This window comes from Actinosynnema sp. NPDC023587 (assembly GCF_040640215.1).
Taxonomy (GTDB): domain Bacteria; phylum Actinomycetota; class Actinomycetes; order Mycobacteriales; family Pseudonocardiaceae; genus Actinosynnema.
Window position 1 is genome coordinate 254,100 of sequence record NZ_JBFABG010000003.1, and the last position, 13,869, is coordinate 267,968.

The 13,869-nt window shown below is 73.2% G+C and carries 15 protein-coding genes; 5 read left to right on the top strand and 10 right to left on the bottom strand.

Features of this window, described 5'->3' with window-relative positions; translation table 11 throughout:
- Positions 1–74 precede the first annotated feature (74 nt).
- Both AB0G01_RS09935 and dnaG read right to left on the bottom strand, forming a co-directional pair.
- A complete protein-coding gene (locus AB0G01_RS09935) occupies positions 75–584 on the bottom strand; it encodes a hypothetical protein (RefSeq protein WP_360942021.1) in 510 nt (169 codons plus the stop codon).
- Positions 584–2,473 (bottom strand): DNA primase, encoded by a 1,890-nt coding sequence (dnaG, locus tag AB0G01_RS09940; RefSeq protein WP_360942024.1) that lies wholly within the window; start codon positions 2,471–2,473, stop codon positions 584–586. Before dnaG ends, AB0G01_RS09935 begins: the two co-directional genes overlap by 1 nt.
- Before the next feature lie 34 nt (positions 2,474–2,507).
- Between dnaG and sigJ the strand changes: the two genes are divergently transcribed.
- Complete coding sequence (gene sigJ / locus AB0G01_RS09945) at positions 2,508–3,416, top strand: RNA polymerase sigma factor SigJ (protein WP_360942027.1); 909 nt, start codon at positions 2,508–2,510, stop codon at positions 3,414–3,416.
- Between the two features lie 125 nt (positions 3,417–3,541).
- Entirely contained in the window at positions 3,542–4,207 is a 666-nt protein-coding gene (locus AB0G01_RS09950; protein ID WP_360942030.1) for a dioxygenase, read from the top strand.
- A 49-nt stretch (positions 4,208–4,256) separates the two neighbouring features.
- Here the strand turns inward: AB0G01_RS09950 and AB0G01_RS09955 are convergent, their stop codons facing one another.
- The 4 genes from AB0G01_RS09955 to AB0G01_RS09970 all read right to left on the bottom strand — a co-directional run bounded on the left by AB0G01_RS09955 (position 4,257) and on the right by AB0G01_RS09970 (position 8,108).
- Positions 4,257–4,823, bottom strand: a complete 567-nt coding sequence (locus AB0G01_RS09955; RefSeq protein ID WP_360942033.1) for a carboxymuconolactone decarboxylase family protein — start codon at positions 4,821–4,823, stop codon at positions 4,257–4,259.
- A gap of 139 nt (positions 4,824–4,962) precedes the next feature.
- Entirely contained in the window at positions 4,963–6,009 is a 1,047-nt protein-coding gene (locus AB0G01_RS09960) for a serpin family protein (RefSeq protein WP_360942036.1), read from the bottom strand.
- A 166-nt stretch (positions 6,010–6,175) separates the two neighbouring features.
- Entirely contained in the window at positions 6,176–7,426 is a 1,251-nt protein-coding gene (locus AB0G01_RS09965) for a deoxyguanosinetriphosphate triphosphohydrolase (RefSeq protein WP_360942039.1), read from the bottom strand.
- 43 nt (positions 7,427–7,469) lie between these two features.
- A complete protein-coding gene (locus AB0G01_RS09970; protein ID WP_360942042.1) occupies positions 7,470–8,108 on the bottom strand; it encodes a YdcF family protein in 639 nt (212 codons plus the stop codon).
- 46 nt (positions 8,109–8,154) lie between these two features.
- Between AB0G01_RS09970 and AB0G01_RS09975 the strand changes: the two genes are divergently transcribed.
- Entirely contained in the window at positions 8,155–8,880 is a 726-nt protein-coding gene (locus AB0G01_RS09975; RefSeq protein WP_360942045.1) for a peptidase E, read from the top strand.
- Positions 8,881–8,896: 16 nt separating this feature from the next.
- Complete coding sequence (locus tag AB0G01_RS09980) at positions 8,897–9,757, top strand: hypothetical protein (protein ID WP_360942048.1); 861 nt, start codon at positions 8,897–8,899, stop codon at positions 9,755–9,757.
- Between the two features lie 45 nt (positions 9,758–9,802).
- Here AB0G01_RS09980 and AB0G01_RS09985 read toward each other — a convergent pair whose 3' ends face one another.
- The 4 genes from AB0G01_RS09985 to AB0G01_RS10000 form a co-directional block, all read right to left on the bottom strand.
- The gene (locus tag AB0G01_RS09985; protein WP_360943275.1) at positions 9,803–11,257 is read right to left on the bottom strand and encodes a SulP family inorganic anion transporter; all 1,455 of its coding nucleotides are present in this window, start codon (positions 11,255–11,257) and stop codon (positions 9,803–9,805) included.
- A gap of 16 nt (positions 11,258–11,273) precedes the next feature.
- On the bottom strand, positions 11,274–11,759 hold the full coding sequence (locus AB0G01_RS09990) for a carbonic anhydrase (RefSeq protein WP_360942051.1): 486 nt from the start codon (positions 11,757–11,759) through the stop codon (positions 11,274–11,276).
- 154 nt (positions 11,760–11,913) lie between these two features.
- Positions 11,914–12,252 carry a hypothetical protein gene (locus tag AB0G01_RS09995; protein WP_360942054.1) on the bottom strand — a complete coding sequence of 113 codons (339 nt, stop codon included), beginning with the start codon at positions 12,250–12,252 and terminating at the stop codon, positions 11,914–11,916.
- A 145-nt stretch (positions 12,253–12,397) separates the two neighbouring features.
- Entirely contained in the window at positions 12,398–12,844 is a 447-nt protein-coding gene (locus AB0G01_RS10000; RefSeq protein WP_360942057.1) for an anthrone oxygenase family protein, read from the bottom strand.
- Positions 12,845–12,927: 83 nt separating this feature from the next.
- On the opposite strand from AB0G01_RS10000, the gene AB0G01_RS10005 reads away from it, so the two are divergent.
- The gene (locus tag AB0G01_RS10005; RefSeq protein ID WP_360942060.1) at positions 12,928–13,866 is read left to right on the top strand and encodes an AraC family transcriptional regulator; all 939 of its coding nucleotides are present in this window, start codon (positions 12,928–12,930) and stop codon (positions 13,864–13,866) included.
- Positions 13,867–13,869 lie beyond the last annotated feature (3 nt).

Sequence of the window (13,869 nt, forward strand, 5' to 3'; positions counted from 1 at the left end):
CTCCGTTGCCCACCGGCACGTACCAGCACGTACCGGCGCAAACCGGCGCGCGCCGCTACAGTACGAGCGTACGGCTAGGAGTCCTCCCGCAGCGAGGCGAGCTTCGCCGCCGTTTCCGCCGCGATCTCCCGCACCCGTGCCACGTCGGCGTCCGGGTCCGGCCGCACCTGCAACACCACGCCGTCCCGCCCCGACACCTTGCGCTGGAGGAACCACGCCCCCGGATCTTCGTGCCGGTGCCGCGACCGGATCGACCCGGTCACCCGGGCGTGCACCACCTCGGGCACCTTCCCCGGCGTCGCCAACGGGTACCGCACGGCCGGCAGGTCGCGCAGCAGCACGGCTTCGCCGGCCACCCCGTCCTCCTCGGCCTCGATCACGCTCAGCGCGTTCCCGCTCCAGGACGCCTTGGACACCAGGTGCCACCCGAGCCGGCGCGGCCCCGGCAGCCACAACCCGAGCGTGGTCGCGACCAGGAACCCGTCACCGGTCGCGGCGGACGCCAGCACGTGCTCGTCCCGCGCCAGCTCCCCGGTGAACCCACCGGGCGCACCGGAGCCGAACACCCTGCGCCAGATCCCCATCACAGCCCGCCCACCGATTGGTCGCGCAGTTCCTTGTTGTACTCCTCCAACGCGATCAGGTCGCCGAACAGCGCCCGGTACTCGTCGGCCTCCTCGACCGGCGACACCCGCCGCAGCCGCGACTTGATCTCCACGATCTGCGAGCCCACCAGCCGCTGCTGCAACCGGGCCAGGACGCTCTGCACGTACCGGTACTCGTCGGCCCGCACCTGCAACGCCTCGACGGACAGTTCGGTCAGCACCGACCGGGCCACCTGCTGGTCGCACCGCCGGCTGACGGCGTCCACGAACGACGGCCCGGACAGCCCGCCGGACACGCCGCCGGCGTCCCGGATCGCCCGGTGCAGCGCCCGGTACACGGGGTGCGTGAACACCTCGTCGGGCAGCGAGTCGTAACCCGGACCGGCCATCTCGGGCAGTTGCAGCGCCGCCTTCAGCGCCTCGCGCTGCGGCAGCAGCTCGGGGTCGCGCGGGTCGGGCCGGGCCGGGCCGTCCACCTCGACGGCCAACGCGCCCTGGTTCGGGTCGGCCGGGCGCGGGCGGCCCTTCGCGGGTGCCCGGCCGGTCGCCGTCTCGCGCACCCGGCGCACCACGGCCGACTCGTCGTCCCAGCCCACCCACCAGGCGAGCTTGGTCGCGTAGCCGTCGCGCTTGGCGCGGTCCTTGATCTGCGCGACGAACGGCACCATCTTCTTGAGCGCCTCGACCCGGCCGTCCACCGAGTCCAGGTCGTAGCCCTGCAACTGGGTGCGGATGGCGAACTCGAACAGCGGGGTGCGCCGGGCCACCAGGTCGCGCACCGCGCCGTCGCCCTTGTCCTGGCGCAGCTCGCACGGGTCCATGTCGTCCGGCGCGATCGCGATGTAGGTCTGGGCGGAGAACTGCTGCTCGCCCTCGAACGCCTTGAGCGCCGCCTTCTGCCCGGCCGCGTCGCCGTCGAAGGTGAAGATCACCTCGCCGTTGAGGTCGTCGTCGATCAGCAGCCGGCGCAGCACGTTCATGTGCTCCGCGCCGAACGCGGTGCCGCAGGACGCGACCGCCGTGGGCACGCCGGCCAGGTGCATGGCCATCACGTCGGTGTAGCCCTCGACCACGACGGCCTGCCGGCGCTTGGCGATCTCCCGCTTGGCCAGGTCCAGCCCGAACAGCACGGCGGACTTCTTGTAGATCGGGCTCTCGCTGGTGTTGAGGTACTTGGCCTGGATCTGGTCGTCGTCGAAGATCCGTCGCGCGCCGAAGCCGACCACGTCCCCGCCGAGGTCCCGGATCGGCCACAGCAGCCGGCGGTGGAACCGGTCGATCGGGCCCTGCCTGCCCTCCTTGGCGAGCTGCGCCTTGATCAGCTCGGTGAGCTCGAAGCCGCGTCCCAGCAGGTGCTTGGTGAGCTTGTCCCAGCCGGCCGGGGCGAACCCGCAGCCGAACGTCCGGGCCGCGTTCTCGTCGAAACCGCGCTGCGCCAGGAACTCCCGGGCCGGCATGGCGTCCGGGGAGGCGAGCTGCTCGGCGTAGAACTCGGCGGCGGCGCGGTGCGCCTCCAGCAGGCGGGAGCGGGTGCCCCGGTCGCGCTGGACGGTCGCGCCGCCGCCCTCGTAGGTCAGGTGGATGCCGGCGCGGTCGGCGAGGCGCTCGACGGCCTCCACGAACCCGAGGTGCTCGACCTTCATCACGAAGGCGATCACGTCGCCGCCCTCGCCGCAGCCGAAGCAGTGGTAGGTGCCGTGCGTCGGGCGGACGTTGAAGCTCGGCGACTTCTCGTCGTGGAACGGGCACAGGCCCTTCAGCGCGCCGCCACCGGCCCGGCGCAGCGAGACGTGGTCGCCGACGACCTCGTCGATCCGGCTGCGGTCCCGCACCAACGCGACATCGCTGTCCCGGATTCGTCCTGCCACGGTCGCCGAGTCTAGTGCCGGCAGACTGGGGGGCGTGACCGCCGCCGACAACAGCCCGGCCGACGCGCAGGCGCTGGCCGCCGCGTTCACCGGGCACCGCACGCACCTGGTCGGGGTGGCGTACCGGCTGACCGGCAGCGTCGCGGACGCCGAGGACGCGGTGCAGGAGAGCTGGCTGAGGCTGTCGCGGCTGTCCGACCAGGGCCGGGAGGAGATCGAGGACCTGCGCGGCTGGCTGACCACCGTGGTGGGGCGGCTCTGCTTGGACCGGCTGCGCTCGGCGGCCGTGCGGCGGGAGCGCTACTTCGGGCAGTGGCTGCCCGAGCCGCTGGTCACCGCGTTCCGGGACGACCCGCTGGAGGCGGTGGTCCGGGACGACGGCGTGCGGATGGCGGCCCTGGTGCTGCTGGACGAGCTCACGCCCGAGCAGCGGGTGGCGTTCGTGCTGCACGACGCGTTCGGGGTGCCGTTCGACTCGATCGCCGAGACACTGGGCTGCGCGGTGGCCACGGCGCGCCAGCACGCCTCGCGGGGCCGCCGGGCCGCGTCGGCCGCTCCCCCGCCGCCCCGGGCGGCGCTGGACGAGCAGCGCGAGGTGTTGGAGAAGTTCCTGGCCGCGCTGGCCGCCGGCGACGTGGCCACCGTGGTCGGGCTGCTGCACCCGGACGTGGTGATGGTCGGCGACAGCGACGGCAAGGCGCGGACCGCGGTCAACGTCATCACCGGCCCGGACAAGGTGTCCCGCTTCCTGTTCGGCCTGATGCGCCGGTACGCGGGCCTGCCCGGCGGCGAGCCGGTGCTGGTCAACGGCGACCTGGGGGTGAAGTTCGCGGCCCGGGGCGACCTCGCCGCGCGGGTCACGGCGTTCGTGCTGCGGGACGGGAAGCTGGCGGCGCTCTACGACGTGGCGAACCCGGACAAGCTGGCCCACGTGCGGTTTTGATCACCGCAGCGGCCACGCGGAGCAACCGACCCGCCACTGGGAGTGAACTGAACGGTAGATCCGTGGTGGTCTAGACCTGGATAGCGTTGGCGGTGCCGCCTTTCTCCTCGAAAGGAATCGCTTCCATGACCGAAGAGCACAACGACGACGGCACCACACGTCGGTCGTTCATCGCCACGGGCACGGCCGCCACGGCAGCCGTGGCGCTGACCGCCGCGGGCGTGGGCTTGGCCGGAATCCCCCTGGCGGAGGGGCAGACCCTGCCCTTCACGCCGCAGTGCACGGACGGCGACGACACCCCTCCCGTCATCGAGGGCCCGTACTTCCGGCGCAACTCGCCGCTGCGCACCAACCTGCGCACGGCGGGTGTGACCGGTGTCCTGCTCAGCCTGACCGGCTTCGTGTACGACCTGCGGTGCCGGCCGCTGGCCAACGTCCTGGTCGACTTCTGGCAGGCCGACCAGCGCGGGCAGTACGACAACAGCACGACCGCCTACCGGGGTCGCGGCCACCAGTTCACGGCCGCGAACGGCGCGTACACCCTGGAGACGATCATCCCGAACGAGTACCCCGGCCGCACGCCCCACATCCACGTGAAGGTGCAGGCACCGCGCGGTCCGGTCCTCACCACGCAGCTCTACTTCCCGGACAACACCAAGGCCTACGGCGTGAACTTCGCCGCGGCGAACCGCCGTGACGCGTACTACCTCCGCGACACGGTGATCCCGCTCGGCCCGCTCACCGCCAACCGGTACCAGGGCAAGTTCGACTTCGTCGTGCGCACCGCCTGATCCCCGGAGGATGGCCGTCCGGGAGACGCGGCCATCCACCCGAGGACCGTCACGGCATCGGCACCCGGCACGCGTCGCCGGAGGTGAACCCCTGGTCGGTGATGCCGAACGCCGAGTTGAACCGCCCGCGCTGGTTCTCCAGCGCGATCAGGTAGGTCAGCTCGACCAGGCCGCGGTGGCCGAGCCGGCGGTCCAGTTCGGCCACCTGCCCGTCGGTCACGGTGACCGGGGTGTCGGTCATCGCGTCGGCGTAGGCGAGTGCCAATTTCTCGATCCCGGTGTACTTGTCCGAGGATTGGTACACGTGGATCTCGCGCAGCCGGTCCACGTCGAGGCCCTCGTGCTTGATCAGCATGGTGCCGAAGTCCACGCACCACGAGCACCCGAGCTTCACCGCCGTCGCGTAGACCACCAGTTCGCGCAACGACACCGGCAGGGTCTTCGCGCCGCGTCCCACGGCCAGCTCGTGCTTCGCGCCCGCCACCAGCAGCCGCCGGTGGTGGGCGAACACCGCGATCGGCTCGGGCACCGCGCCGTAACGCCGCCTGGTCGCCCAGTACACGAGCTTGACCAGCGGGTTCGCCTGTTTCGCGGTGACCGCGGGAATCCTGGCCATGAGCCCTCCTCGTCTCGGGTAGCACACCCAGGACGGGGCGGGGCCGGCGAACGTGACACCTCGGGGGTGACCGGGTCGGGGGTGACGGGCGGCACAGCCGGTACCAGTGGTGCGCGCCCCGCCGTGCGGGGTCCGCGGATCAGGGTGCGACGACCTGGGCCAGGAAGTAGATCGCGCCGGTCCGCGCGTGCCGCACCAGCAGGAGGTGGGGGCGGTCCACCCGGACCGTCCGGGCGGGCGGGTGCTCGACGATCGACGTCAGCCGCATCGTCACGGCGGTCGCCGCCGCGCCCTCGAAGCCCTGTTCGTCCAGCCGCAGCACGGCTTCGTGCAGGACCTCGTCGACGAACAGCCGGGGGTCGGGGCTCAGCCCGGTCAGGTCGGCGTCCCGGGTGAACAGCGTCCGCACGCCGACCTGCCGCAGCGGTGGGCCGAGCGTGGTCGGCACGGTCAGCGCCAGGGTCGGCAGGAACAGCTCGACGCGCTGCCGCTCCAGGGCCGCCAGCACCTCGGGCACGCCCGCGAGGTCGCCGAGCTCGTCGTCGGGCAGCAGCACGACGGCCTCCACACCGCCGCGCGCGGGCACCGCGACGGCCTCCCAGCCGGCGGTCCTGCCGTGCCGCAGGGAGGTTTCCAGCCGCATGGTCGCCACGTCGCCGACACCCCGGAACGGGCATGGCGCGGTGTCGTGCACCGGGAACTCCTCGGCCCACGCGCACTTCAGGTACAGCGCGTTGACCAGTGACGCGACCGTGTCGCTCTTCACCGCCCCGGCCGGCAGCAGTTCGGGGATCAGGCCGCGGGTGGTGTCCGCGACGTCGGCGTTGATCAGCTTCCGCGCGCCCTCGGGGTCGTCGGTGAACGGCGCGGAGCGCACCTGCCCGCCGGGCCACCGGGCGAGCTCGGCCAGGAACTCGTCGTGCAGCGGCAGCGCGTCCCACGCCCACAGCGTGTTGGCGACCGCGAATTCGGCGTCGTCGCCGACGTCGGACCCCCGGAGCAGCTCCGCGTTGTCGTCACCGAGCAGCGCGACCAGTTCGCGCCGGGTCTCGCCGCGCGCGGCGTGGGCGACCATGCCCAGCGCACTGGCCACCGAGTACGGCGACCAGACCGCGTTGCGGGTCCGGTCGGGTGCGACGGCGTCGTGCAAGGACAGGGCGAACGACAGGTGCGCTCGATCGGGCACGGGGTCTCCTCGGGGATCGGGCGGGCACCGTCGAGTGTGCCACCGGTCACCACGCGACGCTCCCGCCGCGCCCGCCCGCGCGACAGCGGCCTGCGCCGCGCGGCGGCCGGAGGCACCGACCACCGGACCGCGACCACCCCGGGGTTCCGGGCGGCGCTACCCGGCGTTACCCGGCGATGCCCTTGGCGGCGTGCCAGGCCAACGCCTGCGCGTCGGTCAGCAGCGACACCTGGTCGACCACCACGCGCAACCGGGCGGCGTCGTCGGCGGCCAGCAGCCACGCCGGCGCGAACGCCGGGTCGAGCGCGTCCGGTGCGCCCGCGAGCAGCCCCGCCACCAGTTCCGCGATCACCTCGCGCTGCCGGCGCTGGAGCCGCAGCCGCACCGGGTCGCTCATCACGTACCGGACCGCCATCGCCTTGAGCAGCGCCACTTCGGCGGCCACCTGCGGCGGCACCACGAGGTCGGCGGCGTAGCGGGACAGCGGGCCGTCGCCGTGCGCCGCGCGGGTCGCGCCGACGGCGGCGGACGCGAACCGGCCGACCAGCTCGCTGGTGAGCCGCTTGAGCGCGACCTGGGCGGCCGGCGAACCGTCGTAGGTGGCCAGGTCGGCGATCACCGGGAGCCGGGACAGCTCGGTCGCGGTGGCCTCCAGCTCGGACACCGACCCGGCGGAGAAGTGCTTGGCGGCCAGTTCCGCGATCGCCGCCCGCTCCTCGGCGTCGCCCAGCGAGGACAGCGCGATGCGGTGCGCGAGGACGCCGTCCTCCACGTCGTGCACCGAGTACGCGACGTCGTCGGCCCAGTCCATCACCTGCGCCTCCAGGCACCGCCGGTCCGCCGGCGCGCCCTCCCGCACCCACCGAAAGACGTCCAGGTCGTCCTCGTAGACGCCGAACTTGGCGGTGCCGGCCCGGCGCGGCCACGGGTACTTGGTGGCCGCGTCCAGGCAGGCGCGGGTGAGGTTGAGGCCGCGCTCGGTCTTGGGCTCCAGGCGGGTCAGGATGCGCAGGGTCTGCGCGTTGCCCTCGAACCCGCCGCACGGGCCGGCCAGCGCGTCGAGCGCGCGTTCCCCGTTGTGCCCGAACGGCGGGTGGCCGATGTCGTGCGCGAGGCCGGCGGTGTCCACCACGTCCGGGTCGCAGCCGAGTTCCTCGCCGATGCCCCGGCCGATCTGGGCGACCTCCAGCGAGTGGGTCAGCCGGGTGCGCGGCACCCCGGTCACCTCCGCGCCCTCGCCGGGGCCGACCACCTGGGTCTTGCCGGCCAGCCGGCGCAACGCCGCCGAGTGCAGCACCCGGGCCCGGTCGCGGGCGAACGGCGTCCGCCGCTCGCCCCGCACGCCCGCCAGCACCGCGCCCTTGGGCTCCTCGGCCAGCAGCCGCGCGGAATCGGAACCGGTGTACCCGCCGTTCATCCGCACAGCGTAAGGAACGCGGGCGCGGTGAACGCGGGCGCGGTCAGAGCACGATGCCGTCGAACGCGTCCACCGGGGCCTTCATCAGGTGGTAGTAGAGCAGCGCCCCGGTCTCGCGCTTGATGTAGAAGAACTGGGTCTCGCGGGTCTGCACGTTGGGGCCGCTGCGGGTGGGCGAGGCCCACGCCTCCAGCCCCTGGTCCTCGGCCATGGTGCGGGCGCGCAGCGAGTGCCACGGGTCGGACACGATCACTGCGGTCTTCAACGACTTGGCGCGCGCCTTCACGGCCAGCGCCTGGATGCTGCCCAGGGTGTCGGTGCCCTCGCCGATCTCCAGGATGCGCTCGGCCGGCACCCCGTTGGACTCCAACCACATCCGGCCGGCCTGGCCCTCGGTGAAGTTGTCGCCGGGCTGGCGACCGCCGGTGGTGGCGATGTAGCTGACCACGCCCTGCTCGTACAGCCGGCGGGCGTGCTCCAGGCGTGCCTCCAGCACGTCCGAGGGCACGCCGTTGAACTGGGCGGCACCGAGCACCACGGCCATGTCGGCGTGCGTCCGGTCGTCCTCGCGGGCCACCTGCCACACCCGGAACGCGGTCCCGCCCACCACGAGGAACCCGACCACCAGAGCGCCGATCAGGGTTCGTTGGACCAAGCGGCGGATTCGGGCCAGGAAGGTCACCCCACGATGATTCCACACCCGGCGCGACTGCTGCGAGGATCGCGGGATGCCCGCAGAGCAGCCCACGATCCTGGCCACGTCCGGCGGTTTCCGAGCCGGCACCCGGACGACCCTCGAATTCCACAAGCTCGTCCACTACGCGGTCGAGCTGTCCGGCGCGACGAAGCCGAAGGTGTGCCACGTCGGCACGGCCGCCGGCGACCAGCGCGGGTTCCAGGCCGAGCTGGACGAGGCCGCGCGGCTGGTCGGCTGGGAGTTCAGCCACCTCAACCTGTTCGTGATGCCCGCGACCGACGACGTCGAGGGCTTCCTGTCGGCGCAGGACGTCGTCTGGGTCGGCGGTGGCAGCGTCGCCAACCTGCTGGCCGTGTGGGACGTGCACGGGGTCGGCGGGGCGATGCGCCGGGCGTGGGAGGCGGGCGTGGTGCTGGGCGGGGTGTCGGCGGGCTCGATCTGCTGGCACGCGGGCGGCGCGACCGACTCGTTCGGGCCCGAGCTGCGGGTGGTGACGAACGGCCTGGCGCTGCTGCCCTACGGCAACGGGGTGCACTACGACTCCGAGGCGAGCCGGCGGCCGGCGATCCACGCGGCCGTGACGACCGGGGTGCTGCCGAAGACGTACTGCACCGACGACGGCGCGGGCCTGCTGTACCGGGGAACCGAACTCGTCGAAGCGGTGTCCGAACGGCGCAGCGGAGGGGCCTACCTGGTCGACCGCGACAGGTCTTCAGGAATCGCACAGGAGGAATCGCTCGACATCAGGCGGTTGTGACTCGGACGCTGGAACCGTGGGCACGAGTCGGTGGGTGGCGGGGCTGGCGCTGGTCGTCGCGATGACGACGGCGTGCACCGCCGCCGGTCCGGCCGCGACCCCGAGCGCACCGACGCCCGCGAGCACGTCGGCGGACCCGCCCCGGCCGGCCGTGCCGCGCGTGGTCGAGCCCACCGCCCCGGACCTCGCGGCGGCCGTGGCGCGGGCGGTCGACGGCGGTGCGGGGGTCGACCTGGCGGTCGCCGTGCTGGACCTGAGCACCGGCACGACCGCGGGCCACCGCGCCGACGTCCCCTTCCACACCGCGTCGCTGAGCAAGCTCCTGGTGGCCGTGGACCTGCTGGCCGCCGGCGAGGTGGACGACGGGGACCGGGACCGGCTGCACCGGGCGTTGAGCGACAGCGACGACGAGGCCATGAACGAGCTGTGGACCGCGCACGACGGCATCGGGGCGGTGGAGCGGGTCGCCGGGCTCGCGGGCCTCACCGCCACGCACGCCCCGGCCGACCCGGCGCAGTGGGGCGACGTGGAGATGTCCGCCGACGACCTGGTGCGGCTCTACCGGTACGTGCTGACCCGGCTGCCGGAGGCCGCGCGCGCGTTCGTGGTGGAGGCGCTGTCGTCCGCGCCGGACACCGCCGCCGACGGCTTCGACCAGGCGTTCGGGCTGCTCACGCCGGATGTCGGCGGGTACGCCAAGCAGGGTTGGATGTGGTACTACCCGACCGATCTCTACCTGCACTCGGCGGGCGTGGTGGGCGACCGGTACGTGGTGGCGCTGCTGTCGGTGCAGAGCAGCACCGCACCCGACGACGCCCGTGGCCACCTGGACGACATCGCCCACGCGCTGCTGTCCACCCTCGTGCCGGCGGGCTGAGGCCCGGGGGACGACGTCGTCCCCCGGACCCCGTTCACCGCGTGATCAGACCGAGGTGCGCCGGATCAGGTCCACCGTGCGCCCGGCCGTGCGGTGCGCCGCGGCCCACTGCTCGATGGCCTGCCCGCACGCCTGGTCGAGGTGGCGCAGGCCGCGCAGGTCGACCCGGACGTGCTTGGTCACCGGCAACGCCTCCAACGCCTCCAACAGCCTCGGCAGCTTCAGGAAGGTGGCGTTGCCGCGCAGCGTCACGTGCTCGTGCTCGCCGCCGTCCGGTGCGACGGTCACGGACAGCCGCGACACGTCCCACGCGGTCTTCACCACGGCCGCCAGCACCCCGACCAGGGTGCCGGTGAGCAGGTCGGTGGTGACGATCAGACCGGCGGTGAGCAGCAGCACCGCGCTCTCCGCGCGGTCGGTGCGCACCAGCTCCACCACCCGCCTCGGTTCCAGCAACTTCCACCCGGCCTGCACCAGCAGCGCCGCCAGCACCGCGAGCGGCACGTAGGACAGCACGCCGGGCAGTGCCACGACGAACAACAGCAACCACACGCCGTGCAGCACGCGGGACGCCTTGGTGCGCGCCCCGGCCTGCACGTTCGTCGCGCTGCGCACGATGACGGCGGTCATCGGCAGGGCACCGAGCACGCCGCACACGGTGTTGCCGATGCCCTGGGCGACCAGCTCCCGGTTGTACCGGGTGCGCGGCCCGGTGTGCATCCGGTCGACCGCCGCCGCGCTGAACAGGCTCTCTGCCGAGGCGACCAGCGCGAACGTCACGGCCGCGCCGAGCACGCCGGCGTCGACCAGCGAGAAGTCGACCAGCCGCACCGCGTCGGCGAGCGGACCGACCTCGATGCGGGTCAGCGGCAGGAACGCCCCGACGGCACTGGCCGCCACCACGGCGACCAGCACGCCGGGCACCGCGCGGAACCTGGTGCGCTTCCACAGCGCGGCCACCACGAGGGTGAGCACGCCGACGCCGACCCCGGCCGGCGACGCCACCGCGGCGACCACCAGACCGGGCAGGCCGGCGACCTTCTCCCAGGTGCCGGCGGGGGCGGCCGAGCCGGCGAACGGGTAGAGCTGGCCGAGCACCAGCACCAGCCCGATCCCGGCCAGCATCCCCTGCACCACGGCGGGCGAGATGGCCCGGAACCACCGGCCCAGGCGCAGCAGGCCCATCGCGACCTGGAGCAGGCCCGCGCCGAGCACGATGACGCCCAGCGCGCCGATGCCGTGCTGGGCCACCGCGTCGGCGACCAGCACGGTGAGACCGGCGGCGGGGCCGCTGACCTGCAAGGAGCTACCGGGCAGCAGGCCGACGACGAGGCCGCCGACCACTCCGGTGATGATGCCCAGTTCGGCGGGCACCCCGGAAGCCACCGCGACGCCGACGCACAGCGGCAGCGCCACCAGGAACACCACGAGCGACGCCCCGACATCCGGCCAGTAGGAGGTCCCGCCGGGCGAGCGGGACACCGGTTCTTCGATGTGCATGGTCACGCCATTGCTCCTAGAGCGGCTGGAAGCGGTCGGCGGCGAACGCCGACACGTCGCCGGACTCGATGTCGTAGAACCAGCCGTGCACGCGCAGGTCCCCGGCGGTGATCCGGTCCCGCACGAAGGGGTAGTCCTCCAGTGCGCGCACCTGCGCCAGCACGTGCTCCATGCCCTCGGTCCGCAGGCCCTCGGTGGGCGTGCCGGTCCGGAACGGGGCGTGCGTGGCCAGCCAGCGCAGCATGGCCGGCAGGTGGTCGAGAGCCGGCGCGCCGGCGTGCAGGGCGTTGACCGCGCCGCAGTGCGAATGCCCGCACACGACGATTTCGGCGACCCGCAACTGCACGACGGCGAATTCGATGGTGGCCACCTCACCGGCGACCGAGTGCGGGCTGAACGCGGGGATCACGTTTCCCGCCGTGCGCAACTCGAACAGGCTGCCCGGTTCGGCTCCGGTGATGGCCGCCGGCTGGATGCGGGAATCGGCGCAGGTGATGAACAAGGCGGTCGGTGACTGCCCGGCCGCGAGCCGCCGCCCCGTTTCCGGGGAGCGCCGCTGCGAATGCGTCCGGGCATGCTGAACTAGGTGACGGAATTCCACGGGATTCCTCACAGGTCAGTAGTGGCGAGGATGCGGTTGTGGCACAGCGGTGGGATCAGTTCCGGAACACCTGGAGCGCGGACGGTGTCAACCGGGCGGGCCGGTGCCCCGTGGCGAGCGGCGCGGGTTCGGTGTGCCGGGCGCGGCCGGCGGCCGGCCGGACCGGGGGCTCGGTGGAGCGGTCCGGGCCGAATCGTTGCGATGCGGCGGAAAACGTGCGCGCCTCGGGGACCTTGCGGCTCTCCCGGTTCGGTTCCTCTTCGGACAGCGCCTCGGCGATCGTGATCCGGTGCCCGGTCGTGGCCAGGGCCGCGAGGTGACCGGGCCCGGTCTGCGACGGGGTGAGGACGGCGACGAGCGCCAGGAACACCGCCGTTACTGCGACACGCGTCATGACACCCCCCGATGATCCGCGCCGGTGGTTCCAGTTTCGCAGCGCGGGGTGACATCAGGGTTAATGGTGCGGCAGCGTCCGGGTTCCCGACGCAATATTCACTCGTTTGTGCGTGAGCTAGATCATCTTAAATCGTGAAAACTACTCATTGTGACGACTGGGCGAGCTGGATTGCGGCGATCGTGAAGGCCAGAGCGGCACCCAGGCACGCGATCGCCCGCACGTGGTTGCCGGGAACCCATTCGCGCAAGTACCGCGCCCAGTACTCGACCGTACCCGCGCGCTCCAACGCGTTGTTGCGTGGAATGTGATAAGCGACCGTGAACACGATGCCACCCAGCAGGTAGAGCGCCGCACCGGCCCAGCCGGCCGCCGTGCCGCCGAGCACCGCCGCCGCCGACACCGCGCCGGTACCCAGGAAGACCAGCAGGAACACCGGGTTGACCACCGCGACGTTGATCGCCCGCATCGCCGCGACGCCCTCGGCGGGCGGCAGCCGCCGCAGACCGGGCACGACCATCGCGGAGAACGCGAGGAAGACGCCTGCCATCAGGCCGCAGCCGAGAGCCGCGATGATCGTCAAGGTGAACATGGGGACAGTCAAGCCCCTCGCGGTGAGACCATCCATGGCCCAGCGGCTCGATCGCATACCGGATCGTCTCTAGGCTGGCGGTCGTGGACGCACTGGCCGGACTGCTCGACGGACCCCGGGCGCGCGGGGCGTTCCTGCTGCGCACCGTCCTGGACCCGCCGTGGTCGCTGCGCATCCAGGACCGCGCACCGCTGACCGTGGTCGCGCTGGTGCGCGGCGACGGCTGGGTCGTCCTCGGTTCCGGCGACCCGGTGCGCCTGCGCGCGGGCGACGTGGCGGTGCTGCGCGGCCCCGACCCGTACACGCTGGCCGACGACCCCGCCACGCCCGTGCAGGCCGTCGTGCACCCCGGCGGGATCAGCACCACCCCCGAGGGCGCGGCGCTGTGCGAGCGGTGGGACCTGGGCGTGCGCACGTGGGGCGGCGACCCGAACGGCTCGGTCGTGCTCCTGTCGGGCACCTACCAGCTCGACGGCGAGGTGAGCCGCCGCCTGCTGTCCGTGCTGCCGCCGCTGCTCGTGGTCCCCGAATCCGACCTGCCGCTGGTGCCGCTGCTGGCCGGCGAGGTCGCGAAGGACGAACCTGGCCAGGAGGCCGTCCTGGACCGCCTGCTGGACCTGGTGCTGATCTCCGCGCTGCGCTCGTGGTTCTGCCGGCCGGAGGCGGGCGCGCCGGGCTGGTACCGGGCGCACGGCGACCCCGTGGTGGGCCGCGCGCTGCGCCTGCTGCACGCCGACCCGGCGCGGCCGTGGACGGTGGCGTCGCTGGCCACCGCCGCCGGCGTCTCCCGCGCCGCCCTGGCCCGCCGGTTCACCGGGTTGGTCGGCGAACCGCCCATGGCGTACCTGACCGACTGGCGGTTGACCCTCGCCGCCGACCTGCTGCGCGAACCGTCCGCGACGCTCGCGGCCGTGGCCCGCCAGGTCGGCTACAGCACGCCGTTCGCGCTCAGCGCGGCGTTCAAGCGGGTGCGCGGCATGAGCCCGTCGGCGCACCGCACTCGCGAGGAGCCCGGGGCCTGAGCC

What these genes read in the sequence shown, in the direction of transcription:
- AB0G01_RS09985 (WP_360943275.1), bottom strand. Translation starts at nt 11,257, where the DNA reads ATGCACATCGAAGAACCGGTGTCCCGCTCGCCCGGCGGGACCTCCTAC.
- AB0G01_RS09935 (WP_360942021.1), bottom strand. Translation starts at nt 584, where the DNA reads ATGGGGATCTGGCGCAGGGTGTTCGGCTCCGGTGCGCCCGGTGGGTTC.
- AB0G01_RS09965 (WP_360942039.1), bottom strand. Translation starts at nt 7,426, where the DNA reads ATGAACGGCGGGTACACCGGTTCCGATTCCGCGCGGCTGCTGGCCGAG.
- AB0G01_RS09975 (WP_360942045.1), top strand. Translation starts at nt 8,155, where the DNA reads ATGCCCGCAGAGCAGCCCACGATCCTGGCCACGTCCGGCGGTTTCCGA.
- AB0G01_RS09950 (WP_360942030.1), top strand. Translation starts at nt 3,542, where the DNA reads ATGACCGAAGAGCACAACGACGACGGCACCACACGTCGGTCGTTCATC.
- AB0G01_RS09995 (WP_360942054.1), bottom strand. Translation starts at nt 12,252, where the DNA reads ATGACGCGTGTCGCAGTAACGGCGGTGTTCCTGGCGCTCGTCGCCGTC.
- AB0G01_RS10000 (WP_360942057.1), bottom strand. Translation starts at nt 12,844, where the DNA reads ATGTTCACCTTGACGATCATCGCGGCTCTCGGCTGCGGCCTGATGGCA.
- AB0G01_RS09955 (WP_360942033.1), bottom strand. Translation starts at nt 4,823, where the DNA reads ATGGCCAGGATTCCCGCGGTCACCGCGAAACAGGCGAACCCGCTGGTC.